This is a genomic window from Curtobacterium salicis (assembly GCF_011759505.1).
GTDB lineage: Bacteria > Actinomycetota > Actinomycetes > Actinomycetales > Microbacteriaceae > Curtobacterium > Curtobacterium salicis.
Map to the genome: position 1 here is coordinate 576,418 of NZ_JAAOYO010000003.1, position 25,561 is coordinate 601,978.

Annotated in this window: 25 protein-coding genes; 15 read left to right on the plus strand and 10 right to left on the minus strand. The window is 72.7% G+C overall.

All coding sequences use genetic code 11. The features are described from left to right. Positions 1–8: 8 nt before the first annotated feature. The 5 genes from E9228_RS11275 to E9228_RS11295 form a co-directional block, all read right to left on the minus strand. Entirely contained in the window at positions 9–2,168 is a 2,160-nt protein-coding gene (locus tag E9228_RS11275) for a glycosyltransferase family 39 protein (RefSeq protein WP_166780636.1), read from the minus strand. Between the two features lie 173 nt (positions 2,169–2,341). Beyond that, positions 2,342–3,625 carry an MFS transporter gene (locus E9228_RS11280; protein WP_166780637.1) on the minus strand — a complete coding sequence of 428 codons (1,284 nt, stop codon included), beginning with the start codon at positions 3,623–3,625 and terminating at the stop codon, positions 2,342–2,344. Further along, positions 3,622–4,296, minus strand: a complete 675-nt coding sequence (locus E9228_RS11285; RefSeq protein WP_166780638.1) for an HAD hydrolase-like protein — start codon at positions 4,294–4,296, stop codon at positions 3,622–3,624. Before E9228_RS11285 ends, E9228_RS11280 begins: the two co-directional genes overlap by 4 nt. 62 nt (positions 4,297–4,358) lie before the next feature. After that, positions 4,359–5,054: an endonuclease NucS gene (gene nucS, locus E9228_RS11290; protein WP_166780639.1), complete on the minus strand. Its 696-nt coding sequence runs from the start codon at positions 5,052–5,054 to the stop codon at positions 4,359–4,361. Between the two features lie 65 nt (positions 5,055–5,119). Next, positions 5,120–6,421: an MFS transporter gene (locus E9228_RS11295; protein WP_166780640.1), complete on the minus strand. Its 1,302-nt coding sequence runs from the start codon at positions 6,419–6,421 to the stop codon at positions 5,120–5,122. A 54-nt stretch (positions 6,422–6,475) separates the two neighbouring features. Between E9228_RS11295 and E9228_RS11300 the strand changes: the two genes are divergently transcribed. The 3 genes from E9228_RS11300 (at position 6,476) to E9228_RS11310 (ending at position 9,044) form a co-directional block, all read left to right on the plus strand. Continuing rightward, the gene (locus tag E9228_RS11300) at positions 6,476–7,702 is read left to right on the plus strand and encodes a LacI family DNA-binding transcriptional regulator (RefSeq protein WP_166780641.1); all 1,227 of its coding nucleotides are present in this window, start codon (positions 6,476–6,478) and stop codon (positions 7,700–7,702) included. 168 nt (positions 7,703–7,870) lie between these two features. Continuing rightward, entirely contained in the window at positions 7,871–8,338 is a 468-nt protein-coding gene (locus tag E9228_RS11305) for a DUF2087 domain-containing protein (RefSeq protein WP_166780642.1), read from the plus strand. Positions 8,339–8,387: 49 nt separating this feature from the next. Further along, positions 8,388–9,044 carry a hypothetical protein gene (locus E9228_RS11310; protein WP_166780643.1) on the plus strand — a complete coding sequence of 219 codons (657 nt, stop codon included), beginning with the start codon at positions 8,388–8,390 and terminating at the stop codon, positions 9,042–9,044. Between the two features lie 24 nt (positions 9,045–9,068). Here E9228_RS11310 and E9228_RS11315 read toward each other — a convergent pair whose 3' ends face one another. After that, complete coding sequence (locus E9228_RS11315) at positions 9,069–10,424, minus strand: MATE family efflux transporter (RefSeq protein WP_166780644.1); 1,356 nt, start codon at positions 10,422–10,424, stop codon at positions 9,069–9,071. Positions 10,425–10,456: 32 nt separating this feature from the next. Between E9228_RS11315 and E9228_RS11320 the strand changes: the two genes are divergently transcribed. Next, positions 10,457–11,122: a GAP family protein gene (locus E9228_RS11320; protein WP_166780645.1), complete on the plus strand. Its 666-nt coding sequence runs from the start codon at positions 10,457–10,459 to the stop codon at positions 11,120–11,122. Positions 11,123–11,138: 16 nt separating this feature from the next. Here E9228_RS11320 and E9228_RS11325 read toward each other — a convergent pair whose 3' ends face one another. Further along, a complete protein-coding gene (locus tag E9228_RS11325) occupies positions 11,139–12,491 on the minus strand; it encodes a uracil-xanthine permease family protein (protein ID WP_166780646.1) in 1,353 nt (450 codons plus the stop codon). A 138-nt stretch (positions 12,492–12,629) separates the two neighbouring features. Between E9228_RS11325 and E9228_RS11330 the strand changes: the two genes are divergently transcribed. Further along, a complete protein-coding gene (locus tag E9228_RS11330; RefSeq protein WP_166780647.1) occupies positions 12,630–14,594 on the plus strand; it encodes a M13 family metallopeptidase in 1,965 nt (654 codons plus the stop codon). Continuing rightward, on the plus strand, positions 14,594–15,577 hold the full coding sequence (locus E9228_RS11335; RefSeq protein ID WP_166780648.1) for a serine hydrolase: 984 nt from the start codon (positions 14,594–14,596) through the stop codon (positions 15,575–15,577). The genes E9228_RS11330 and E9228_RS11335 overlap by 1 nt, the downstream gene beginning before the upstream one ends. A gap of 154 nt (positions 15,578–15,731) precedes the next feature. Here the strand turns inward: E9228_RS11335 and E9228_RS11340 are convergent, their stop codons facing one another. Then, positions 15,732–16,487 carry a DUF4232 domain-containing protein gene (locus E9228_RS11340; RefSeq protein ID WP_166780649.1) on the minus strand — a complete coding sequence of 252 codons (756 nt, stop codon included), beginning with the start codon at positions 16,485–16,487 and terminating at the stop codon, positions 15,732–15,734. 135 nt (positions 16,488–16,622) lie between these two features. Here E9228_RS11340 and E9228_RS11345 point away from each other — a divergent pair, with 135 nt between their 5' ends. After that, positions 16,623–16,898: a hypothetical protein gene (locus tag E9228_RS11345; protein ID WP_166780650.1), complete on the plus strand. Its 276-nt coding sequence runs from the start codon at positions 16,623–16,625 to the stop codon at positions 16,896–16,898. Positions 16,899–16,921: 23 nt separating this feature from the next. Here E9228_RS11345 and E9228_RS11350 read toward each other — a convergent pair whose 3' ends face one another. Together E9228_RS11350 and E9228_RS11355 are read right to left on the minus strand one after the other, a co-directional pair. After that, positions 16,922–17,368, minus strand: coding sequence for an NUDIX hydrolase (locus E9228_RS11350; protein ID WP_289845984.1), 447 nt, complete (start codon positions 17,366–17,368; stop codon positions 16,922–16,924). Next, entirely contained in the window at positions 17,365–18,669 is a 1,305-nt protein-coding gene (locus tag E9228_RS11355) for a glutamyl-tRNA reductase (RefSeq protein ID WP_166780652.1), read from the minus strand. Before E9228_RS11355 ends, E9228_RS11350 begins: the two co-directional genes overlap by 4 nt. A gap of 74 nt (positions 18,670–18,743) precedes the next feature. Here E9228_RS11355 and hemE point away from each other — a divergent pair, with 74 nt between their 5' ends. The 8 genes from hemE (at position 18,744) to hemC (ending at position 25,546) form a co-directional block, all read left to right on the plus strand. Next, positions 18,744–19,883, plus strand: coding sequence for a uroporphyrinogen decarboxylase (gene hemE / locus E9228_RS11360; RefSeq protein WP_166780653.1), 1,140 nt, complete (start codon positions 18,744–18,746; stop codon positions 19,881–19,883). After that, positions 19,880–21,232: a protoporphyrinogen/coproporphyrinogen oxidase gene (locus tag E9228_RS11365; protein ID WP_166780654.1), complete on the plus strand. Its 1,353-nt coding sequence runs from the start codon at positions 19,880–19,882 to the stop codon at positions 21,230–21,232. Before hemE ends, E9228_RS11365 begins: the two co-directional genes overlap by 4 nt. Positions 21,233–21,349: 117 nt before the next feature. Beyond that, positions 21,350–21,616, plus strand: coding sequence for a hypothetical protein (locus E9228_RS11370; protein ID WP_166780655.1), 267 nt, complete (start codon positions 21,350–21,352; stop codon positions 21,614–21,616). Beyond that, positions 21,613–22,071 (plus strand): phage holin family protein, encoded by a 459-nt coding sequence (locus E9228_RS11375; protein WP_166780656.1) that lies wholly within the window; start codon positions 21,613–21,615, stop codon positions 22,069–22,071. Before E9228_RS11370 ends, E9228_RS11375 begins: the two co-directional genes overlap by 4 nt. Before the next feature lie 51 nt (positions 22,072–22,122). Next, complete coding sequence (locus E9228_RS11380; protein WP_239539903.1) at positions 22,123–22,362, plus strand: DUF3618 domain-containing protein; 240 nt, start codon at positions 22,123–22,125, stop codon at positions 22,360–22,362. A 141-nt stretch (positions 22,363–22,503) separates the two neighbouring features. Beyond that, positions 22,504–23,277 carry a hydrogen peroxide-dependent heme synthase gene (hemQ, locus tag E9228_RS11385; RefSeq protein WP_166780657.1) on the plus strand — a complete coding sequence of 258 codons (774 nt, stop codon included), beginning with the start codon at positions 22,504–22,506 and terminating at the stop codon, positions 23,275–23,277. After that, on the plus strand, positions 23,274–24,509 hold the full coding sequence (locus tag E9228_RS11390) for a ferrochelatase (RefSeq protein ID WP_166780658.1): 1,236 nt from the start codon (positions 23,274–23,276) through the stop codon (positions 24,507–24,509). Before hemQ ends, E9228_RS11390 begins: the two co-directional genes overlap by 4 nt. Further along, on the plus strand, positions 24,506–25,546 hold the full coding sequence (hemC, locus tag E9228_RS11395) for a hydroxymethylbilane synthase (protein WP_166780659.1): 1,041 nt from the start codon (positions 24,506–24,508) through the stop codon (positions 25,544–25,546). Before E9228_RS11390 ends, hemC begins: the two co-directional genes overlap by 4 nt. Positions 25,547–25,561: the final 15 nt, after the last annotated feature.

The window sequence follows — 25,561 nt, forward strand, 5'->3', positions numbered from 1 at the left end:
CGCTCCCGTCAGCGGCACTGCCAGAGGGCCCAACCCTCCGGCCGCCGGTGCTCGTCGAGACGCGGGCGTGGGCGCGGGTGGAGCTGGGGGTGCGGGCGCAGGTGTGCCGGGGGCGTGTGGAGCCGGTGGTGCGCCGCGGCGACGGACGGGTGGCGCGCCTCCCGGCCGACCGGACCGACGTGTCGGCCGGACCGGTCGTGCGAATGGACCGACCGCAGGGGCCCGACGCCGAGCTCGTGTCGTCGCACGAGCCGGCAGGGGTCGTGCGCCACGTACTCGCGGACCGGGTCGCCCGGGGAGGCACCCGCGCGCTCCACGATCAGGCGGACCCCGGAGCGGACCTCGGCGCCGATCCGCCCGACCGTGAAGACGGGTGCGAGCCCGGAGAAGCCGCCGTCGGTGAGCACGGCCCGACCGGTCGCGGCGATGATCCCGGCGGAGACCTGCCACGAGTCGGACAGGAACAGCGGCCGACCCTCGCGTCCGCCGCCGAGCGCCAGCGCGGTCCGGACGAGCACCCGCGCGTCGGGCGGCAACGGCGTCGTCCCTCCGGTGAACGCCGGTGCCGACACGTGGAAGACCTCGCGGTCCCCGTGCGGACCACGTGCCGCCAGGCTGTCGACGGTCCCGACGGAGGCGTCCTCGCCGGACCCGTCCCGCTGCGCGTCCAGGGCCTGCAGCGAGAACGCGGCCGGTCCGGCGAGGAGTGCCGCCGCGGTCGCGACGGCGACCAGCCCCCTGAGGCGGTGACGGACGGGTCGGTCCTCGGCGCCGGCACGGCGTGCCGACCAGTGCCCCGGTGGGACCGCGGCGAGCACCAGCGCGACGGCGGCGGCCGCCAGTCCCGCGAGGACCGCGGGCCGCGCCAGGACCTCGGGCGTCCCGCCCGTGCGGTCCAGCCAGCGCCACCAGACCGTCTCGACCAGCAGCAGTGCGGCGAGCGTCGACCGGGGCAGCGGCCGGGAGGCGCGGAGCAGCCCGACCGCCCCGCGCCAGCCCGAGGCGGCCAGCAGACACAGCTGCACCCCGACCGCTGCGACGTACGCGGTGTGCGGCAGGTGCATGACCGACAGGACGGTGGCGGCGGTGGCGGTCCAGACGAGCACGGTGACCGTCGTCGCCCGGGCGGCCCGGGTGGCGTGGCTCGCCCGGGTGCCCTGACCTGCCCGGTCCGCCGCCGGTCGGGCGCGGAGGGACCCGATCGCGAGCACCGCGCCGAGGACCGCGGCGGGCAGCAGCCACCCGATCTGTGTCGCGTACTGCGGGTCGACGAGCTTCGTGAGACCGGTCCCGTCGCCCGCGCCGGTGATGGGGTGGATCCACCGGGAACCGCCGCCGCCGGCGGGCACCGCGCCGGGGAAGAGCCCGGGCAGGAACCGCCCCAGCCCGTTGTACCCGAACACCATCGCGAACGGGTCGTCGTTCGTCGTGCCGTCGATCCACGGACGCTGCCCCGCGGGCAGGAGCGCCAACGCGACCGTCCAGGAGAGCGACGACAGGACCGCGACGGCCGCCAGCACCGACGTCCGGACGAGCCGTCGGCCGTGCGCCGAGCCGAGCCAGGTGCCGAGCAGCAGCGCGGGGAGCACGAACCAGGCCTGGAGCATCTTCGCCTGGAACCCGACGCCGACGGCCAGGCCCGCGGCGACGAGGGGCCACCACGCTCCGGTGAGCACCGACCGCTGCCAGGAGCAGAGGGCGACGGCCAGCGCCGCCGTGACCATCGCGTCCTCCATCGGGTGCGCGAACATCGAGACGAAGACGGGCGTGGTCGCGGCGGCGGCCGCGGCGACCAGGCCGGTGCCCGGGCCCGCCCAGCGCAGTCCGACGAGCGAACACGCCCAGATCGTGACGAGCCCCTCGACCACCTGGGGGAAGGCGAGGGCAGCGGTCGAGTCCCCGAGCACCCGCAGGCTCAGGGCCTGCGGGACCGCGAAGCCGCTGAGCTTGTCGAGCGTGACCGTCGCGCCGGGGTCGAACGCTCCGGTGCGGAACGCGGCCCAGGACTCGGACATCGACCGAGCAGCCGCCTGGTAGAAGGTGAAGTCACCGCCACGGCCGAGGTTCCACGAGAACAGCACGGCGGCGCCGACCAGGATGCCGGCGAGGGCCCAGCGCGCGCCGGGGTGCTGGTCGCTCCAGCGTGCGGGTCTCGTCGTCTCGTCCACATCCGGGACGATGGCCGTCCAGCCGGTGGATCAGCCGCAGTGGTGCCGCCAGCGGGCTGCTGATCATCGGCGGACGCTGAGACGACACCCAGCGGACACCGAGCTGCGCGCCGGAGTTCCCAGGCCGACCACGCCCGGTCAGCCGCGCGAGCCGGTCAGTCCGGTCAGTCCGGTCAGCGGACCTTCCGCGCCGACACCGACCCGACGACGCCGAGCAGCAGCACGGCGACCAGGACCGTCAGCAGCGGAGCCGTCCAGCCGCCGGTCGCCCCGTGGAGCGCCCCGGCGACGAGGGGTCCGGCGGACCCGAGCAGGTAGCCGCCACCCTGCACGAACGCGGACATCCGGCGGGCGTCGTCGTCGTTGGACACCAGCCGGACGATGACGATGAAGATGATCGTGATGCCGCCGCCCTGGGCCGCGCCACCCAGGACGGACCACAGCAGCCAGAGCTGCGGCGCGATGAGCAGGCCGAGCGGCATCGCCAGCCAGAAGAACGCGACGAGGACGATGATCACCCGCGGGCGGAAGCGGTTGGCGAGCACGGGCACCCCGAGTGCGCCGACGACGGCCAGGATCTGGAACACCGACGAGCTCGCCCCGGAGGACGCCGTGTCGAAGCCGATCTCGTCGTGCAGCAGCGTCGGGATCCACGCCGTCAGGGCGTAGTACGAGAACGCCTGCCCGCCGAACGCGAGCATCAACCCCCAGGTCACCCAGCGCTTGGCCGGGTGCGGCAGCGTCTCGATGACCGCTGCACGCTGCTCCGTCGCGGTCCGCACCGACCCGGTGTCGAGCACCTGGTCGATCGGACCGGTGACGGGCAGCGGCTCCGAGTCGTGGTCGGATCCGCGCCAGGCGGCGCCGGCTCCGACCGTGTACGTCCACGCGGCCGCCGCGATGAGTGCCAGGACGCCCCACACCGCGATCGCGATCGGCCAACCCCAGGCGGCCGCGATGGGTGCGGTGCCGAGCGAGGTGGTCATCGACCCGATGTTGAGCGCCGACGTGTACACACCGGTGACCAGGCCGACCCGCTCCGGCGAAGTGTCACGGCGGATCACGACCGGGATCACCACGTTGCCGATCGTGATGCCGATGCCGATCACCGCGGTGCCGATGAGCAGGGCGGCCTCGTGCGGGATCGACCGGACGACGGTCCCCACCAGCACGATGACGAGCGACAGCGACACCGCACGCTCCGCGGTGAAGCGGGCGATCACCCAGCTGGCGAAGGGGGTCGCGAGGGCGAAGCAGAGCACCGGGATCGTGGTGAGGAGTCCGGCGACCGTCGCGGTCATGCCGAGGTCGGCGCGGATGTCCCCGATCACCGGCGCCGGGGCCACGATCGGCCCGCGGAAGTTCAGGGCGACCAGGACGATCGCGGCCGGCAGCAGCCACGCGGCTCCGCGCAGACCGGACCGGACGCGACCGGAGTCCGCCGTGCCGGACGTCATGCGCTCGGCAGCAGGATCGGCAGCAGGTCGAGCGGGGTGGCCGCCTGCGCGATGGTGCCCTGTGCCTCGGCGGGGGAGCCGTAGCCCCACTCCGCGAAGACCGTCGGGACGCCGTGTGCCGCGGCGCCCTCGACGTCGTGCAGGCGGTCCCCGACGAGCACCGGTCGCGACACGTCGAACCCGTGGGCGTGCAGGCGCCGAAGGGCCTCTTCGACCACGTCGGCCTTCGCGGAGCGGACCTCGTCGTCGCTCGCCCCGGTGATGATGTCGATGTCCCCGGTGAGCCCGTAGTGCTCGAGGATGTAGGTGGCCGGCGTCTCGGGTTTGCTCGTCGCGGTCGAGATCGGCACGCCGGCCTCGTGCAGGGTGTGCAGCACGACGTCGATGCCCGGGTACATCAGGCTGTCGAGGGCCCCGTGCGACAGGTAGTGCTCGCGGTACACGGCCAGGGTGCGTTCGGTGAGCTCGTCGTCCATGCCCATCGCGATGCGGAAGGTGTCGAGGATCGGCGGTCCGACGAACGACAGCAGCGTCTCGTGGTCCGGTACCGGTACGCCGACCTGCTGGAACGTGTACGTCAGGCTCTCGAGGATGCCCGGTGCCGAGTCGCTGATGGTGCCGTCGAGGTCGAACAGGACGGCGGTGAACGGACGCTCCGGGCTGCTTGTCATGACCTGCCCAGCCTAGCTGCGGCGGGCCGGGCGGACGCGGCCGGGCCGGGGCGTGCCTCCCGTCAGAACAGGCGGGCGTGCCCGCCCTCGATGCCGCGCATCTCGTCGTAGTCCAGGACCAGGCAGCGGATCCCGCGGTCCTCGGCCAGGGTGCGCGCCTGCGGGGCGAACGACTGCGCCGCCAGCACACCCTGCACCGGACGCAGGTGCGGGTCGCGGTTCATCAGCTCGAGGTAGCGGGTGAGCTGCTCGACGGCGTCGATGTTGGCGTTGCGCTTCATCTCGACCGCGACGCTCGCGCCCGCGTCGTCACGCGCCAGGATGTCGACCGGTCCGATGGCGGTCATGTACTCGCGGCGGACCAGCGTGTGGCCGTCGCCGAGGAGTTCGATCTGCTCGGCGAGGAGCTGCTGCAGGTGCGCCTCGACGCCGTCCTTCACCAGGCCCGGGTCGACGCCCAGGTCGTGGGTCTCGTCCGCGAACACCTCGTGGATGCTGACGATCAGGCGGTCCTGCGTCTTCTTCTGCGTCACCGTCCACACCTGCGTGATGCCGGCGGCGGCCTGGTCCTCGTCCGGCTCGGCCATCGCGATCGAGCACGGCGGGCTCATCCAGTTCAGCGGCTTGTAGCTGCCACCGTCGGAGTGGACGAGCAGCGAGCCGTCCGCCTTGAGCATGAGCAGGCGGTTCGCGAGGGGCAGGTGGGCCGACAGGCGACCGGCGTAGTCGACGGAGCAGCGGGCGATGACGAGACGCACCCGGGAAGCCTAACCGGGATCGGGCGCGCGCCCGGCGGGTCGCGGGCTGCGGCGCGGGTCGCGGCTCAGCGGCGGTCGGCCTCGGCCGTCGCGTCGGACTGGAGGTGCGACCCGGCCCCGGCATCCACCGCGCCAACCGGAGTGGTCGTCGTGGTGCCCGTGCCAGCCCCGGTCCGCTCGCGCGCTGCGCCGGACGCCAGGCCCGCCGCGATGATGAACACGAACACGATGAGCAGCCCGTTGAGCAGGCCGACGTGCTCGCCCGCGAACCCGATGATCGGCGGTCCGGCGAGGAACGCCACGTAGCCGATCGTCGCGACGGCGCTGACCTTCGCGGCGGCGGTCCGCGGGTCGTCGGCCGCGGCGGACATCCCCATCGGGAAGCCGAGGGACGCCCCGAGCCCCCAGAGCACGACACCGACGATCGCGATCGGGACGCTCGGCACGAAGATGAGCATGCCGAGACCGACCACCGCGACGACCGCGCTGGCACGGAGCACCGGGACCCGTCCGAACCGGTCGATGAGCGGACTGCCGGCGATCCGGCCCGCGGTCATGGCGGCGAGGAACACGGCGAGGACCGCGGAGCCGCCGTCGTTCGCCAGCCCGTGCCCGTCGATCATGGCGAGGGGCAGCCAGTCGTTCGCGGAGCCCTCGGCAAGCGCCATGCCGAGCACGATGACGCCGATGAGCAGCGTCGACGGCTGCCGCCAGACCGCCCAGCGCGAGACCGGCAGGGCGACGGGGCTGGTGTCGGTGGCCTCGGGCTCGACGTGGCGGTCGTCGCCGAACCAGCGGATGGCGACGATCATCGCCAGGCTGGTGAGGATCCCGACGACGATGAAGTGCAGGGCGACGGGGACGTCGAAGCGCTCGGCCAGGGCGCCGATGCCCGCGCCGGCGAGCGTCCCGACGCTGAACGCGGCGTGGAACAGCGGCATGATCGTCCGGCCGCCCAGGCGTTCCGCGGTGGCACCGGACACGTTCATCGAGACGTCGCAGAGCCCGTTGCCGAAGCCGAACGCGATGAGGCAGACCCAGATCGCGGCGAAGCCCCACCCCAGTGTGACGGCGACACCGGCGGCCACCATGCCGAGCGCCAGGCAGGCCGAGGCGACGAGGACTCCGCGGCGGGCACCGAGTCGGGCGACGATGTGGCCGGCGAAGGTGAGCCCGCCGATCGAGCCGACGGACATGCCGAGCACCAGGAGCCCCATCGTGAAGGTGGAGGCGTCGAGCGAGTCGCGGACGCTCGGGACCCGGCCGAGCCAGGTGGCGATGTCGAGCCCGGAGAGCGTGAACACGACGAACACCGCGTTGCGCCAGGCGCGCGTCGTCGGTGCGGTGCGGGTGACGGCCGTCGTCATGGGTCTGTCCGATCGAATCGATTCGAGCTGGTCTTCCCGTTACGCTAACCAGCGATGGACGACACGGCAAGCGAACCCGGCGAGTCGGACGACCGCGCCCTGGTGCCCCGCGCGACCGGCGCGTCCCGCGCGACCGCCGCGTCCCGCGCGTCCCGCGTGACCGACGTCGCCCGCCCGACCCGGTCGGACGGAACCGGCGCTGCCCGGGTGGGGCGTGCCTCCCGGCCGACGCTCGCCGCCGTCGCCCGCGCTGCCGGCGTCGCCCCGTCGACCGCGTCCCTGGCGTTCAGCGGCAGCGGACCCGTCTCCGAGGACACCCGGCAACGCATCCTCGCCGTCGCCGCCGAACTCGGCTACGACGGCCCCGACCCCCGCGCCCGCTCCCTGCGCCGCGGGCGCTCCGGCGTGATCGGCGTCGTCCTCGACGACCGGCTGAGCGACGCCTTCCGCGACCCGGTGAACGTGCTGACCCTCGACGGCATCGCGGAGGTCGCCGGGGCCGCCGGCGTCTCGCTGCTCCTGGTCCGCAGCCCCCTCGACGACGAACGCGGCATGGCCCCCCTCGTCGACGCACCCATGGACGCCGTCATCCTCATCGGCTGCAACGTGCGCATCGACCCCGCGGTCGCCGTCCTCCGCCGTCGGGCGATCCCCGTCGTCGCGATCGAGGCCGACGTCATCGAGGGCGCCGTCCCCATCCACCTCGACAACCGCGACGCTTCCCGCCGGGCCGCCGCGTACCTCCGCGAGCTCGGCCACCGGGACGTCACCGTCGTCGCCCTGCCCCTCGACAGCTCGCGGGAACGCGGACCCGTCGACGCGGACCGGGAGCGCTCGTCCACCGCCTTCACCACGATGGAGCGCCTCCGCGGCGTCCGCCAGGTCTACCCCTCCGCGCCGGCCGTCGTCACCACCGGCAGTTCCGTGGAAGAGGGCCGCATCGCCGGCGCCGCGCTCTTCGCCCCCGGCGTCGAGGCCCCCACCGCCGTCGTCGCGCAGAGCGACCTGCTCGCCGTCGGGGTGATCTCCGCCGCACTCGAGGCCGGCCTGCGCGTCCCCGAGGACGTCAGCGTCGTCGGCTTCGACGGCATCCACGTCGACGACAGCCTGCTGCACCGCTCCCCGATCCGGCAGTTGACCACCCTCGTGCAGCCGTTCGTGCCGAAGGGCGAGGCGGCGGCGCGGGCTGCGCTCGCGATGCTCGAGGGGGAGGCGCCGGAGCCGGCGTCGTTCCGTTCGGAGCTGCAGGTCGGCGACACGACGGCGCCGCCGCGGAGGTAGGCGCTGCGGCGCGGGCGCTCGGGTGGTTCCGTTCGGGTCCACCCCGAACCGCGCGCCCGGAGCGGGCCGCTGCGCGGCGGCCGGGAGGCCCGGCACCGCTCCGCGCGCGCCTTCCGGTCCGTGGGTGGTCGGTATCGTTCCCGCAGCCACACGACGGAGGGACCGGAGATGGACGTGCAGACGGCGCTGGGACGGGCGCGACAGGTGATCGCGGTCGTCATGACCCCGAAGCTCCTGGCCGAGCTGGGCAGCCGTGCTTCTCGACCCGAGGAGGAACGGACGCGGGAGGTCGTGGCCCGGTTCGACTGGGTCGACGCGGACGGTGCGGTGGACACCGGACTGCTCGGACAGGCGAAGGACGCCGTCGAGCTGCTCCGCTCCGACCGGGCAGTCCTGCACGTCGGTCGGATCACCGACCTGCCGCTCGACGCCGGCGCACGGCAGGAGGTGTCGACCGCCGTCGTCCGACTCGTCTTCGACCGACTCGGCCCGTCACGCCGGGTGCCGGAGAGCACGCTCAACGCGGCGCTGGCGATGCTCGTCGCGGACGTGGCGCTGGTGCGGCGGGACGCCGTGGACGCGGGTGTCCTCACACGGACGGCAGACGGCTCGGCGTACGCGCTCCGGGCGGAGTGACGGCTCGGGCATCCCGACCGCACCGTGGCGGGTGTGGTTGGTTGGGCTCGTGACCACGACCCCGAGCGCCGTTCCGGCTCTGACGCCCGACGCCGCCCTGCTCGAAGCCAGCCGTCGAGCCGAGCGGTTGGCGGAACACGGCCCGACGGTCCACGGGCCGTCCGTCACCGGTGTCCTCGCTGTCCTCGCGGTGCTCATGACCCTCGTCGTGCCCGTCATCGTGTTCGGCGAACGCTGGTGGATCGGTCCGGTCGCCGTGGCGGTGTCCGGCATGGTGCTCGCCGTCCGGAACTGGTTCGTCGCCCGCCGTCGTCACACCCTGCAGCCGTTCTGGATCGCCACCGGCGAGCGTCCGTTCGCAGTACTCGACCGCGGTCAGCGGCAGCGGGCATGGCGTCAGATCAACGGTCGAGCGCCGGGGTCGTCGGACAGCGCACCACTCGTCCGCGCCTTCCTGGTGTGGCAGGAGCGGTCATCGCGGGCGGCCGTGCCGGGTCTCGTCGCGTTCGGAACCGTCCTGGTCGGATCGGCCTGGGCCCTCGCGCTGTCCTCCGGCGATGTGTGGCTCCTCGTGCTCCTGCTCGTCGTGGCCGTCCTCGTCACCGTGATGAGCGGGATCGAGGCGCGTCGCAGGGAGCGCGTGCGCCGGTCCTTGCCCGATCTGTCGTCGCCTTCGACCGCCCCGACCGGCAGCCCGATCGCGTAGCCCTGCCGTCGGGCGCGTCCGGATTCAGCGGGCGAGCGCCGCGGCGATCCACCCCGGCCGGTGCGCGCGGAGGCCGAGTGTCACCGCACGGATGCCGATGTAGCCGAACGAGAAGACCGCCCACAGCGACGCCAGGCCGTCCCCGAGCCACCACAGCAGCGGCAGGTACACGACCAGGTTCGCGACACCGGCGAGGGCCAGGTACCGCGCGTCACCGGCGCCGATGAGCACCCCGTCGAGCACGAAGACGTACCCGGCGATCGGCAGCCCCGCCGCGATCAGGACCAGCACGGGTGGCAGCGCTGCCCGGACCGCTGGGGAGTCGGAGAACACCGGCCCGAGGACGCCGCTCGCGGCGAGCGTCAGCAGTCCCAGCAGGACGCCACCGGCGATTCCGAGGACCACGAGCCTCCCGGTCACGAGCCGGACCCGCTCGGCGTCCCGCGCACCGAGCGCGTGGCCGACGAGGGCCTGCCCGGCGATCGCCAGCGCGTCCAGCGCGAACGCGAGGGTGCTGAACACGGTCAACCCGATCTGGGTCGTCGCGAGCCCGATCGTGCCCAGTCCGGTCGCCGTCGCGATGGTGGTGAGCATCGCGATCCGCAGTGACGCGGTGCGGAGGAACAGCCACGCCCCGGACCGCAGCGCCCGGACCACACCCGAGGCACCCGGCCGCAGCGGAGCGCCGGAGGCCCGTGCTGCGCGGACGGCGATCACCACGTAGACGGCCGCCATCGCCCACTGCACGACGACGGTGCCCGCGGCGGAACCCGCAACGCCCCAGCCCAGGCCGTAGATGAGCAGCGCGTTCAGCAGGCCGTTCGCGATGAACCCCACGGTGGCGACGACGAGCGGGGTCCGGGTGTCCTGCAGTCCGCGGAGCAGTCCGGTCGACGCGGTCACGACCAGGATGCCCGGCAGACCGATCAACGAGACGAGCAGGTACGCGGTCGCTGCCTCGGAGACCTCGGGAGCGGCGCCGAACAGGTCGATGAGGGGTCCGGCGAGCGGCCAACCGAGCAGGGCCAGGACGCCGCCGAGCCCCAGGGCGAGCCACATCCCGTCGATGCCGGCGTGCACTGCGCCACGGCGGTCGCCGGAACCGAGGGCACGCGCGACCGCCGGGGTGGTGGCGTAGGCGAGGAAGACCAGGAGGCCCGTGACCGTCTGCAGGACCGCGCTCGCCACCCCCACGGCGGCCAGTGACGTGGCTCCGAGGTGCCCGACGAGGGCCGTGTCGGTGAGCAGGAAGAGCGGTTCGACGACGAGCGCCCCGAGTGCCGGCAGCGCGAGCCGGACGATGTCGCGGTCGACCGAACGGCGTGCGCGGCGCGGATCGTCGGCGGTCGTCGTGTCGTCGTCGGGCTGGTCGGTGGGCACCAGGACATCCTGCCAATGGCTACGGTCGAGGAGTGGACATCGTCGCACTGGTCCCCGCCGTGGTGGGGATCGCACTGAGTCCGCTCGTGGTCGCCTCGATCGTGTTCCTGCTCGGCCACCGAGGCGGGTACGCATCCGCCGCTGCGTGTGCCACCGGATGGGTCCTCAGCGTCGCCGTGGCGCTCGTCGTGGCTGTCCTGCTCGGCGAGCGACTGCCGGCTCCGTCGGAGGGCGGCACCGACGTCCGGGCGGTGATCGAGGTCGTCGCCGGCGTGCTGCTGCTCGGTCTCGGGATCTGGCAGTGGACCGTTCGTCGGCTGCCCGACGGCCGCCCACGGAGCGCCGGCTGGTCGGACCTGATGGCGGCGATCGGGCCGGCACGTGCATTCGTCGTCGGTGTCGCCTGGTTCCTGACCAACCCGAAGGCGTTGGTGCTCTCCGTGACCGCCGGCCTCGTCGTCGGTGACGCGGACCCGTCGGTCGTGGCGATGGTCGGGATCGGGACCGCCTACGTCCTGGTCGCGGGCTCCAGCGCTGTCCTGCCGATCGCGATCGCAGCGGCGCTCGGGCGTCGAGCGGAACCGATGCTCGCGGCGACCCGGGGGTTCATCGCCCAGCGCGGCTCCGTCGCACTCGTCGTCGTCCTCGTGGTGCTCGGCCTGGTGCAGTGCGTCACGGGCGTCGTCGCGCTGCTCTGAACCGCAGGACCTCGGATCAGTCGCGCGCTGCGGTGTCGACCCGCGGCTCGACGGGGACGCCGCCCGTGGCCGCCCGGTCGGCCTCGGTCGCCGCCGGGGTCACCGGGTCGGTGCCACGGGCCCGGCCGATGAGGTCCATCAGGTGGTAGACGACGATCGCGGCGATGGTGCCGATGATGATGCCGCCGAACGTCGCACCGCCCAGGTGGAACGTGAAGTCGGCGATGCCCATGATGAGCGCGATGCCCGCCGTCAGCTGGTTCTTCGGCTTGGCGAAGTCGACGCGGTTCTCCACCCAGATCCGGATGCCGATGACGCCGATCAGACCGTAGAGCGCCGTGGTCGCACCCCCGAGGACACCGGCCGGGACGGTCGAGATGACCGCGCCGATCTTCGGGGAGAGCCCGAGCAGCACCGCGGCGATCGCGGCGACCCAGTACGCCGCCGTCGAGAACACCCGGGTCGCCGCCATCACGCCGATGTTCTCGCCGTAGGTCGTGGTCGCGGAACCGCCGCCGACACCCGCCAGCACGGTCGAGATGCCGTCGGCGAAGAGCGCGCGGCCGGTCAGCGGGGTGAGGTCGCGGCCGGTGAGCTGCCCGACGCCCTTGACGTGGCCGACGTTCTCGGCGACCAGGGCCAGGACCACCGGCAGGAACCCGAGGTAGACGGCCATCTGTGACGGGTCGAACGCCGGTGCCGTGAAGGTCGGCAGGCCCACCCAGTCCGCCTTGGTGACGGCGCTCAGGTCCACCTGGCCGCCGATCAGGGCCGCGACGTAGCCGACGACCACGCCGACGACGATCGACAACCGACCGAGCAGCCCCCTGAACAGGACGGTGCACAGGACGATGGCGGCCAGGGTGATCACCGCGACGACGGGGGCGGCGACGAAGTTGTCGCGCGCGGCCGGGGCCAGGTTGAAGCCGATCAGGGCGACGATCGCACCCGAGACCACCGGCGGCATGAGTCGGTCGATCCACCCGGCACCGGCGAGGTGCACGATGAGCCCGACGACGGCGAGCAGCGCCCCGACGACGATGATGCCGGACAGGGCCAGCGGGATGCCGCCGATCTTCGTCGCGGCCCCGATCGGCGCGAGGAAGGCGAACGACGACCCGAGGTAGCTCGGCAGCCGGTTGCCCGTGAGGAGCAGGAACAGGATCGTCCCGATGCCGCTGAACAGCAGCGTCGTGGACGGCGGGAACCCGGTGATGAGCGGCACGAGGAACGTCGCGCCGAACATCGCGACGACGTGCTGCACCCCGAGCCCGATCGTGCGGGGCCAGGTGAGGCGCTCGTCCGGCGCCACGATCGTCGCTGCGGAGACGGTGCGGCCGTCACCGTGCAGCTTCCACGGAAGTCCCATGCGACGACCGTAGCGGGCGGTCGGCCCTCCGTGACGGGCCACGTCGGACTCCTGTGGAGAACGCCGTCGCCGCACGGCCCTCCACCGATGCGTACCGGCCGGGTGGCGGACCGGGTCCCGGTGGCTATCGTGGTGAGCATGACCGACGTCGCAGGCACCACCGGAATCCGCACCGACGAACTCGACGAGTCGGTGCGGCCGCAGGACGACCTCTACCGGCACGTCAACGGCAGGTGGATCGACGAGACCCCGATCCCCGACGACAAGGCCCGCTACGGCTCGTTCACCGTCCTGGCCGAGGAAGCCGAAGCCGCCGTGCGCACGATCATCGAGCGCGCACAGACCGCCGCGCCGGGCACCGAGCAGCGCAAGGTCGGCGACCTCTTCACGTCCTTCACCGACGAGACCGCACTCGAAGCACTCGGGTCCGCCCCGATCGAGCCGCTCCTCGCCGACATCGCCGCGATCGAGGACAAGGACGACGTCCTCCGCATGGTCGGCCGCTTCGAACGCCTCGGGCTGCCGAGCTTCATCCAGCTCTTCGTCGACAACGACCCGGGCGACCCGGACGCGTACATCGTGTTCCTGGAGCAGTCCGGCCTCGGCCTGCCCGACGAGTCGTACTACCGCGAAGAGCGCTTCGCCGACATCCGCGAGAAGTACCGCGAGTTCGTCGGCGCGATGTTCCCCCTGGCCGGCTACGACGAGAGCGGCGACCGCACCGAACACGTCATCGCCCTCGAGACCGCCATCGCCTCGGCGCACTGGGACAACGTCGCCACCCGCGACAGCCAGAAGACCTACAACAAACTGCACTGGGACGAGGTCTCGGCGCTCGCCGAAGGTGTCGACCTCCGGCACTGGTGGCAGGCCATCGACGCCCCGGCTGGCGCCTTCGACACCGTCGTGGTCCGTCAGCCCTCGTTCCTGACCGGCCTGGCGCAGCTGTTCCGCGAGCAGCCCCTCCCGGTCTGGAAGGACTGGCTGTGCTGGCAGGTCATCCGCGCCTCGGCGCCGTACCTGACCAGCGCGTTCTCGGCGACGAGCTTCTCGTTCTACGGCACGGCACTCACCGGCGCACCGAAGCAGCGTGACCGCTGGAAGCGCGGCGTCTCCCTGGTCGAGGGCGCCATGGGCGAAGCGGTCGGCCGCATCTACGTCGAGGAGCACTTCGACGAGACGTCGAAGGCGACGATGGACGACCTCGTCGCGAACCTGGTCGAGGCGTACCGGCAGAGCATCACCGGCCTCGAGTGGATGACCGACGAGACCCGGGCCCGCGCGCTGGACAAGCTCGAGAAGTTCACCCCGAAGATCGGCTACCCGGTGAAGTGGCGCGACTACAGCGCCCTGCCGGTCACCGCCGACGACCTGCTCGGCAACGTCCGCGCGATCGCGTCGTTCCAGGTGGACCGCGAGCTCGGCAAGATCGGCAAGCCGATCGACCGTGACGAGTGGTTCATGACCCCGCAGACGATCAACGCCTACTACAACCCGGGCTTCAACGAGATCGTCTTCCCGGCCGCGATCCTGCAGTTCCCCTTCTTCGAGGCCAGCCGTGACGCCGCCGCCAACTACGGTGCGATCGGAGCCGTCATCGGCCACGAGATCGGGCACGGCTTCGACGACCAGGGCTCGCAGTACGACGGCGACGGCCGCCTGCAGAACTGGTGGACCGAGGCCGACCGGCAGGCGTTCGAGGAGCGCACGAAGGCCCTCATCGCGCAGTACGACGCCCTGGTGCCCACCGAGGTGCCGGACGGGCACGTGAACGGTGCGCTCACCATCGGCGAGAACATCGGTGACCTCGGCGGTCTGTCGATCGCGTGGAAGGCCTACCTGATCTCGCTGGACGGTGCCGAGCCGCCGGTGATCGACGGCCTGACCGGAGCCGAGCGCTTCTTCCTGAGCTGGGCGCAGGCCTGGCGGATGGCGATCCGTCCGGAAGAGGCCGCTCGTCTGCTGAGCATCGACCCGCACTCGCCGAACGAGTTCCGCTGCAACCAGATCGTCCGCAACATCGACGTCTACTACGACACCTTCGACGTCTCGGACCGTGACGCGATGTACCTGGCCCCGGCCGAGCGCGTCGCCATCTGGTGATGACGGAGCCGGACGCGCCGCACTCGTCGCGCCGGCGCCGCCCCGGACGCCCCGCTGACGACGGCTCAGCGGGGAACGGTCCCGTCGGCGGCGGTCGTGCCGGCGGTGGTGGTCGGAGCCGCGGCAAGCACCGCGGCGGGGCCGACGAGCGCTTCACGGCGACGACCGAGGCACTCGGCACCATCGCACAGGACGGTGCCGGTGTCAGCGCATCGATCATCGACACGTCGACGGGCCGCGCGCTGCTGGCGATCGACGACCGGCTCGTGCAACCCGTGTCCGGCCTGGGGCGGGTGCTGCTGCTCATCGAGGTGGCGGCGCAGCTCGAGGACGGTCGGCTGCACGGTGACCGGCTCCAGCGCATGGCCCGGGACACCGCGACGGGTGCGGGGCTCTGGCAGTTCCTGCAGGAGCCGACGATGCAGGTGTCGGACCTCGCCACCCTGGTCGGGGCGACGGCCGATGCCTGGGCCACGAACGCGCTGCTCACCACGGTCGGGATCGACGCAGTACGATCCCGCGCGGAGTCCCTCGGGGTCGAGCGGTCCGCACTCATCGACCGGGTGCGGGACCGCCGCGGCCCGGACGACGCCCCGGACGTCTCGGTCGCGGCGTCGGGAGAGCTCAGCTGGCTCTTCCGTGGCCTCGCGCTCGGCGAGGTCGTGGACCAGACGGTGTCGAACCGGGTCCTCGGGTGGTTGTCCCTGGCGGCCGACCTGTCGCTCGTCGCCGGGTCGTTCGGTCTCGATCCGCTGGCACACCGCGCGCTCGACCACGGCCTCCAGTCCGTGGCGGTGACCGGGTCGGGGCCGGGGGTCCGGGCCGAGGCCGGCGTCCTCCGCGGTCCGGCGTCCTCGGTCTGTTACGCCGTCACCGTGCGGTTCGAGGACGACTCGTTGCAGCGTCGACTCGCGGTGGTCGAGGCGCTGCGGACGATGGGCACCGAGGTCCTCGAGGTCGTGCACGCTCCTGCTGAGCGCTGAGCGCTGAGCGCTGAGCGCTGAGCGCTGAGCGCTGAGCGCCGAGCACCGACGACCGATCCCGGCGGGATCAGACCGCTGTGTCCCCGCGCTGGCGGTCGGGGTCGCCCCGCCGAGCACGCGCGGCCCGCCGGACACGCGCAGTCCCCGGACCGGGCTACCGCTCCTGCTGTCCCTCCGGCACGAACGCCCGCACGGACAGCAGCTCCGCCGACTGCTGCCGGCACGCCGTGTAGGCGGTGGAGGCGACGAACAGCGACTGCTTCGACCCGGGCGGGTAGACGCGGAACCCGTCGGGCTGCTGCGTCGTGCAGTCGGCCGGCTCGAGGTTCTCGGCTCGGACGATCCGGAGCGGCGCGTACGCGGTCTGCCCGGCGGCCAGGGTGACGGTCGGGTGTGTGCCGCTGCGGTCGAGTGCCGCCGCTGCCCCGAGCTGCATGCCGTTCCCGTCGCCCACGAAGGACAGGCCGGGCCAGCCCTGCAGGGTGCACGACGCGGTCCCCGTGTTCCGCAACGCCAGGTTGAGGTAGACGCTGCCGGCTCCGCCGCCACTGCCCTCGGCGATCGACCCGGTCAGCGAGGACGTCGCGCAGGTCCCCGCGCCGGAGGCGGTGCCGCCGTCTGCCGGACCGGCCGCGGCAGCACCCGTCGAACCGGCGGCCGCCGACGCAGCCGGAGTGGACGACGGTGTGGTCGGCGTGGTCGGTGCCGCGGAGGCGGGCGTGGCCGAGGTGGTCGGAGCGGAGGTGGTCGGACCGGCCGGCGCCGAGGACGCCCCGCCTCCACTCGACGTGCTCGTGCACCCCGTCAGTGCGAGCACGACCGCCCCGAGCACGCTCACCGTCCCCAGCACTCCGCGCAGCGACCGCCGTCCGGTCACCTGCCCGCCGAACCCTCGACTGCTCTGTCCCATGCCCGCCAGACAACCACTTCCACCGTGGAACCGTCTCGCACGTCCTCCCACATCCGCACCGCCGCCCAGCGTGTTCGGGCAGGATCGGCATCGTGCACGTCGACGACGACGTGCGGACACGGAAGGTACAGACCGATGGCAGCAGGCAAGCACGAGGCAGCACGCGGCGACGACGACCGGGCCGACGGCGTGGACGCACGCGCCGGCGAGTTCGTGGACAGCGACATCCCCGGTGAGCACCGCGTCACCGAGGACGAGCCGGTCGGCGAGTTCGTGTCGAGCGACATCCCCGGCGAGGCCCGTCCAGAGCCGGAGGGCGAGTCGGGTGAGTACGTCGAGTCGGACATCCCCGGCGAGCCGCAGCCGGCCGGTCCCGAGGAGGCCGGGCAGTACACCGACCGCGACCAGTAACGGTCGGTCGCCCGTCCGGTCGGTCAGTCGATGAGTCCCGCCTGCATCAGCAGGCGGAGCGTCTCGACCCCGGCCGGCGGGCAGCGTCCGGCGTCGCCGGAGGTGACCCAGTCCACCTCGTCGACCTCTGCGGAGGCGACGGGCGTGGCGGAGTCGAGCGTGCCTCCCGGCCGGGCCAGGAACAGCGTCATCGCGACGATCGTCCCGGGCGCCTGCCCGTGGGCGGGTTCGGTGACGACGGCGAACTCGTCGAGGTCGGCGGCGGTGAGGTGCAGGCCGGTCTCCTCGAACGCCTCGCGCACCGCGGCGTCGACGGCGCTCTCGCCGGGTTCGACCTTGCCGCCCGGCAGGTAGAGGACGTCGCGTCCACGTGCGCGCACCATCAGCACGCGGCGGTCCCGGACCAGCAGGAGCGCGCTGACGTCCAGTACGGGTCCGGCCGGGAGGCTCGACCCACCCGAGCCGGTCAGCTCGCGTCCGCCTCGTCGTCGCGCACGCGCGCAGCCCGCTCCGCCAGGGGCACGACGGCCGACGGCACGTCCGCGACGGGTTCCGGGCGCACCCCGAAGAGCGCGTCGAGCGCCCCGGTGAAGTCGTCGCCGCGACCGGCACGGCCGAGTTCCCGCGCCCGCACGGAGGGGCGGTGCAGCAGCACGCCGACCAGGTGCCTGAGGGCCCGCTCGGTCTGCTCCGCGGACTCGGGCGTGGTGTCGCCGCGACGCTTCACGCGGTCGATCTCGTCGTCCAGGATGTCGAACACGTGCTTGCGCAGGGCCACGAGTGCCGGGGTGGTGGACTGCTCGAGCGCCTGCGCGCGGAACCGCGAGACCGCGTCGTCGACGATCGCACGCGCTTCGGTCTCGGCGTTGAGCTCGGCGATCGGGGCGTGGATGCTGATGGTCTCGAGGTCGAGCAGCTCGACGCCCTCGACGTCGGCGGCGTCGGGGTGCACGTTGCGGGGGAGTCCGAGGTCGATGACGATCCGTCGGGCGCCGTCGTCGAGGTCGCACGCCTCGACCACCGGGACCTCGCTCGAGGTGCACGTGATGACGACGTCGCTCGAACCGATCGCGGTGCGCAGGTCCGTGGCGGCGACCAGGTCGTGCTTGGCGGCGAACCACGGGGCGCGGCCGGACGGCGAGAAGACCTGGATCTGCTCGGCGTCGCGGTCGCGGAGGGCGGCGATCGTGGTGGCCGCGTAGCTGCCGGTGCCGACGAGCAGCACACGGGTGGCGGCCCAGTCGGTGATGCGCGACGAGGCGAGCTCGAGTCCGAGGCGGACGAGCGACCGGCCGGCGGCGCCGATGCGGGTGCGGGTCTTGACCCCGCGGGAGGTGTGTGCAGCCTCTTGGAAGAGGCGTTCGAGCTCGGACGTCGTGGTGCCGTTGCGGCGGGCGTCCTCGAGGGCCCGTCGGACCTGGCCGGAGATCTCGGTCTCGCCGACGACCACGGACTCGAGCCCGCTCGACACCGCGAAGAGGTGCTGCACGACGTCGCCGCCACCCAGGACCTGCACGGAGTCGAGGACCTCGTCGGCCTGCAGCTCGCTCGCTGCCGAGACGGCCTCGACCGTGGCGCGGACGGCGACCTCGTCGTCACCGGCGATGTCGAGGTAGGCCTCGAACCGGTTGCACGTGGCGAGGACGACCGCACCGTCGAGGACGTCCGAGTCCGTGACGAGGTGGCTGGCGGCCGCGGGTGCTCCGATGCTCAGACGCTCCAGGAGGTCGAAGCTGGCGTTGCGATGCGACGCCGTGAGACAGATGAGCACGTCTTCAATGGTAACCCCGCCGTCCCGAGCGCCGGATCGGAGAACGGCCCTGTTCGCGGTGGGAGAATCAACGGGTGACCGACGCGCTCCCGACCACCCATCCGCTCGCCGACGGCCGCACCGCGGGCTCCCGACTCGTCCGGGCCCTCCGGGGAGAGCGACCCGAGACGCTGCCGGTGTGGTTCATGCGCCAGGCGGGCCGTTCGCTGCCCGAGTACCGCGAGCTGCGGGTCGGCACGGCCATGCTCGACGCCTGCCTCGACCCGGCTCTGGCGTCGGAGATCACCCTGCAGCCGGTGCGCCGGCACGGGGTCGACGCCGGCATCTTCTTCAGCGACATCGTCGTGCCCATCAAGCTCGCGGGCGTGGACGTCGAGATCGTCCCCGGTCGCGGCCCCGTCCTCGGCTCGCCGGTGCGGACCGCCGCGGACGTCGACGCCCTCGGTCGGCTCGAGCCGGAGGCGCTGGCACCGATCTCCGAGGCCGTCGCCCGGACCGTGGCGGAGCTGGGCAGCACACCGCTCATCGGCTTCGCGGGTGCGCCGTTCACCCTCGCCGCCTACCTGGTCGAGGGCGGCCCGTCGAAGGACCACATCCGCGCCCGGACGATGATGCACGCCGACCCGGAGACCTGGTCGCGCCTGCTCGACTGGGCAGCGGACGTGTCCGGGGCGTTCCTCCGTGCCCAGGTGCTCGCCGGCGCCTCGGCCGCGCAGCTGTTCGACTCGTGGGTCGGGTCGCTGTCGCGGGCGGACTACGTCGAGCGGGTCGCACCGCACTCGGCGACCGCGCTGTCCCACGTCGCGGACCTCGGCGTCCCGCGCATCCACTTCGGCGTCGGCAGCGGCGAGGTCCTGGCCGACATGGCGACGGTCGGCGGCCACGCGGACGCCGTCGACGCGGTCGGTGTGGACTGGCGCCTGCCCCTCGACGAGGCCGTGCAGCGCGTCGGCACCGGCGTCACCGTGCAGGGCAACATCGACCCGGCGATGCTCGCGGCCCCGTGGGCGGTCCTCGAGGCGCACGTCCGCGCGGTCGTCCGACGCGGCGGGGTGGCCCGGGCGCACGTCGTGAACCTCGGGCACGGGGTACCGCCGGAGACCGACCCGACCGTGCTGACCCGCGTCGTCGAACTCGTGCACTCGCTCGGCGACGGGACGGCCGTGAGCGACAGCGTCGACAGCGCCGGCGGGACCGGGAGCGCCGCAGCATGACCGACGTCGTCGTGGTCGGCGGCGGGGTCGCCGGGCTCGTCGCCGCGCGCGACCTGGCGAAGGGCGGCGCGCACGTGGTGCTGCTCGAGGCCTCCGGCGCGCTCGGCGGGATGATCCGTCGGCACACCGTGGCCGGCCTCGACCTCGACATGGCGGCGGACTCGTTCGCGACCCGGACGGACGCGGTGTCCTCGCTCGCGATCGAACTCGGCCTGGGCAACGACATCGTCTCGCCGGACCCGCGCGGCGCATGGCTGATGACCCGCGACGGCCGGACCGCCCCGATCCCCTCGACCGGACTGCTCGGGATCCCGGGTACCCCGATGGCCGCCGACGTCATCGCGGTGGTCGGCGGCGCCGGGGCCCTCCGCGCGCAGATGGACGCACTCCTGCCGTCGCCGGTGGGTGCGCGGGCGACCTCGCTCGGCGCGATGGTCCGGAGCCGCATGGGCGCGAAGGTCCTCGACGACCTGGTCGTGCCGGTGGTCGCGGGCGTGCACTCCACGCACCCGGACGACCTGGACCCGGACCGCGTCGCACCCGGCCTGCGTGCGGCACTCCAGCGGGAGGGCTCGCTCGCCCGCGCCGTGCTCGCGATGCGGAAGCGTGCCGTCGCCGGGTCCGCGGTGCAGGGCATCCGCGGAGGCATCGCCCGACTGGTCGACGAGCTCGTCGCCGACCTCGAGACCTACCGTGTCGACGTCCGGCTGCACACCCGGGCGACGCGGGTCGAGCGGGCCGCGGTGGAGGCCACCTCGGCCGACGGCCGGACCGAACGACTGGCGGCGGACCACGTGTTCGCCACGGTGGCCGACCCGGCACGCACGGCGGCACCCCGGCGCTCCGGCATCGAACTCCTCACCCTGGTCGTGGACCGGCCCGAGCTGGACACCGCACCCCGCGGCACCGGGATGCTCGTGCACCCGGCGGCGGCGGGCGTCGGCGCGAAGGCGCTGACCCACGCCACCGTGAAGTGGCCGTGGCTGGCGGAGCGCTCGGCCGGGAGGCACGTCCTCCGTCTCAGCTACGCCCTGCCCCCGGCAGGTGCAGACCAGGCGACCGGCGTCGCCGACGCGACGGCCGCCGACCAGGTCGCCACGAGCCTCCCGGTCGACCCCGCCGGGCCGGTCAGCGACCGCGCGACCGCCGACGCGTCGGCCCTGCTCGGCATGCGCGTGGGGCCGGAGCACGTCGTCGGTGCCGCACGGGTCCTGTGGCACGGGCCGGACGCCGAGGCCGCCGGGCTGGCGGAGGGCGTCGTCGGCATCGGCGAGGCGTCGTCGGGTCGCGGGCTGTCCGGCATCGTGACCGCTGCCCGGACCGCGGCTGAGCGCATCCTGGATTCCTGAGCGGACCGCTGCGGCCCCGAGGGCTACTGTTGGGGGAACCGTCGGACACATGCCGATCGGTGCATGACCCCGCAACGGTGCATCACCAAGCACACTGACCCAACGGAGGAATCGCTCATGCGAGGAAAGCTCCTGTTCGTCGCCGGCGCAGCACTCGGGTACGTCCTGGGATCGCGAGCCGGACGGGCGCGGTACGAGCAGATCAAGACCGTCAGCGGCAAGATCTGGAACAGCAACGGCGTGCAGAAGAGCGTGCACGACGTCGAGGGTTTCGTGCAGGACCGCACGCCCGACGTCGCCGACTTCATCGGTGAGCAGACCAAGAAGGTCGTCCGCAAGGTGAGCTCCAAGACGTCGTCCAACAAGGGCTCGCAGATCTCATGACCGACACACGCGACCGGAAGTCGCGGTCGCTGTTCGGCCTCGTCAAGGACCTCCCCGACCTCGTCAAGGACCTGGTGAAGGGCGAGATCTCGCTCCTCAAGGCCGAGATGATCGGCAAGGCGAAGGTCTTCGGCATCGCCGCGGGCATCCTCGTCGCCGCACTCGTCATCGTGCTCTACGCGATCGGCGTGCTCCTCACCGCAGCGGTGATGGGCCTCGCCACCGTGATGCCGGCATGGCTGGCGGCGCTGCTGCTGGGTGTGCTGATGCTCATCGTCGCCGGGATCCTCGGACTCGTCGGCTGGAAGCGCCTGAAGAAGGGCCTGCCGATCACGCCGAAGCGCACGATCGCCAGCGTCAAGAACGACGTCAACGCGGTCAAGGGACTCGGCTGGAAGCCGACCCCGGAGACGCAGCGCGGCTCGCGCAAGCCCGACGTCGACGGCCGGTTCTGACCCCGTCAGTCCGCTGACCCCCGTCATCCCCACGACTCCACCGGAGGACCAGTGACCGACCCGAAGGACGAGCACGGCGACATCGCCGACCGTGTCGCCGCCACCCGTGCCCAGCTGTTCGACACCCTCGACGCGATCGAGGACAAGTTGAACGTCCCGAAGCAGCTCGGCATCGCGGCGTCGAAGGTGAAGCGCGGCGTCGACGAGAACCCGGTGCCCTACCTGGCCGGGCTCGCAGCGGGAGTGGCAGTGGTCGGGGGTATCGTCGTAGCGGCGCTCCGACGACGGTGATCCACAGGCGGCGAGCCACCGCGAGCCACTGTGGAACCCCGCCCCGGACGCCCGCTCGGCGACGGGGACGGGCGACCCACACCCCTGGCAACCGTGCCGCTGGCGATCGTGCTCGCGGCCACCGTGGAGGACGACCGATCCATGAGCACTGACGTGCCCACACCAGCAGCCCACAGCGACACCACACACGGCGCCGCAGCACACACTGACGCAGCGCACGAGACGGATCCCGCGACCGGGATCGACCCGAACCTGCTGACCGCCTACGCGCTGTGGGCGGTCTTCCGTCGTCCGGTCGGGGCCGTCACCCGCGGCGGCGACGACTCGGTCGCCGAGCTCGACGCCGTGGTCGCGGCCGGCGCAGCGCGTGGCGTGACCATCCGCGGCTTCTACGACGTCTCCGGCTTCCGCGCCGACGCCGACGTCATGATCTGGCTGCACGGTGACGACGCCCAGGCGATCCAGGCGGTGCTGCGGGACGTCCGTCGTACGGCGCTGTTCCAGGACGCCGAACCGGTCTGGCACGCGATGGCGATGCACCGCGAAGCCGAGTTCAACAAGCGGCACACCCCGGCCTTCCTCCGTGGCAAGGACCCCGAGGCCTGGATCACGGTGTACCCGTTCGTCCGTTCCTACGAGTGGTACCTGCTGCCCGAGGACGAGCGCTCGAAGATGCTCCGTGACCACGGCGTCGCCGGCGCCAAGTACCGCCGCGTGCTGACCAACACCATCGCCTCCTTCGCCCTCGGTGACTACGAGTGGATCCTGCCGCTCGAGAGCCCGGACCTGGTCGACCTCGTCGACCTGATGCGCGACCTCCGCTACACCGAGGCCCGCATGCACGTCCGCGAAGAAGTGCCTTTCTACACGGGTCGTCGCGTGACGACCGCCGAACTCCCGGAGGTCCTGTCATGACCGACACCAGCCTGATCACGAACGGACAGCCCGTCCTCGCCGCCACCGCGGCCGCTGCGTCCGGCCCCGAGCACGTCGAGGTCCCGACCGCGTACGACGCCATCCTGCTCGCCGGCTTCGGCGGACCCGAGGGCCAGGACGACGTCATCCCGTTCCTCCGCAACGTCACCCGCGGCCGTGGCATCCCGGACGAGCGGCTCGAAGAGGTCGCCCACCACTACCGACACTTCGGCGGCGTCAGCCCGATCAACGCCCAGAACCGCGCGCTCAAGGCCGCGCTCGAGGCCGAGCTCGCTTCGCGGGGCATCGACATGCCCGTCCTCTGGGGCAACCGCAACTGGGAGCCCTACCTCGAAGAGGCCTTCACCGAAGCGGCCGACAAGGGCTACAACAAGCTCGTCGCGATCGCCACAAGCGCGTACTCGTCGTTCTCCAGCTGCCGCCAGTACCGCGAGGACTACGCCCGCGTGCTGACCGAGACCGGCCTGATCGACACCATCCAGATCGACAAGATCCGGCAGTTCTTCGACCACCCGGGCTTCGTCCGACCGTTCATCGACGGTGTCCGCGACGGCATGGCCCGCGCGATCGCCGAGAACGACGGGCTCGACGTCGCGACCGAGCTGCAGGTGCTGTTCTCCACGCACTCGATCCCGTCCAGCGACGCCGCCCGGTCCGGCCCCGACTTCCGTGGCTTCGACGAGCACGGCGCGTACGAGGCGCAGCACCTCGCCGTCGGTCAGGTTGTCCTCGACCAGGCATGGTCCGAGCTGCTCGAACAGCCGGAGCACGCGCACCTGCAGGGCACGTCGAAGCCCGCCTGGAAGCTCGTCTACCAGTCGCGGTCCGGCCCCCCGACGCAGCCGTGGCTCGAGCCCGACATCAACGACTACATGAACGAGGAGCTCAAGGGCGGACCGACCCGCGCCGTCCTCATCGTGCCGCTCGGCTTCGTGAGTGACCACATGGAGGTCATGTGGGACCTCGACGAGGAAGCCACCGAGACCGCCGGCGAGCTCGGGTACTGGTCGCTCCGCACGCAGACCCCCGGCATCGACCCCGCGTACGTGTCCGGTCTCGTCGACCTGGTGCTCGAGCGGGTCAACGGGACGCCGAAGGCCGAGCGTCCGCACATGACCGACATCGGACCCTGGTACGACGTGTGCCGTCCCGGGTGCTGCGAGAACGTGCGAGCGGGGTTCAAGCCCGCCGCCGCCGGCGTCGCCCCGTGACCGACGGCTCCACACCGAACAGCGACAAGCCCGCGATCCGGCTCGGTACGCGTGCCAGCCGGCTCGCGGTCGCCCAGTCGCAAGACATCGCCGACCGCCTCGCCAAGGCGTCCGGTCGGCCGGTGGAACTCGTCACCGTGACCAGCGAGGGCGACACGAACCGTGCCTCCCTGGCGTCCCTCGGCGGCACCGGCGTGTTCGCGTCGGCGCTCCGTGAAGCCCTGGTGGCGCACGAGGTCGACGTGCTCGTGCACTCCCTCAAGGACCTGCCGACCGCGCCGTACCCCGGCCTGACGATCGGGGCCGTGCCCAAGCGCGCGGACGCCCGCGACGTCCTGGTCGCACGGAACGGCGCGACGGTGGAGACCCTGCCCGAGGGCGCGACCGTCGGCACCGGGTCACCGCGCCGTGCCGCACAGCTCCGGGCCGACCGTCCCGACCTCGACGTCGTGGACATCCGCGGCAACATCGACACCCGGCTCGCCCGCGTCGAGGACGACCTCGACGCCGTGGTGCTCGCCGCCGCCGGGCTCGGCCGCATCGGTCGACTCGACGCCGCCACCGAGCTCCTCGACCTGGGCTTCTGGCCGAGTGCCCCGGGACAGGGTGCGCTGGCCGTCGAGATCCGTGCGGACGAGGACGACCGGAACCTGCTCGCCGCCCTCCGGAAGATCGAGCACGCGCCGACCCGCCTCACCGTCACCGCCGAGCGCGAGGTCCTGGCGAAGCTCGAGGCTGGCTGCTCCGCTCCGATCGGGGCGACGGCGGTCGTCGACGCCGAGATGCTCCTGGTCTCCGCGACCGTGTACAGCCCGGACGGCTCCGAGTACCGCACGGCCTCACACGCGGCGATGCTCGACGGTTCCGCGCAGGACCGCCTCGACGAAGCACTGTCCGTCGCCGGCCGGGTCGCCGACGAACTCCTCGAGAACGGCGCTGCCGAACTCGCCGACCTGCCCGCGACGAGCGGTCCCGGAACCGACGAACCGGACACCGGGCACACCGCCGGCCCCGGGCTGGCCACCCCGGCCGAGTAGGGCGGGCACCACGGA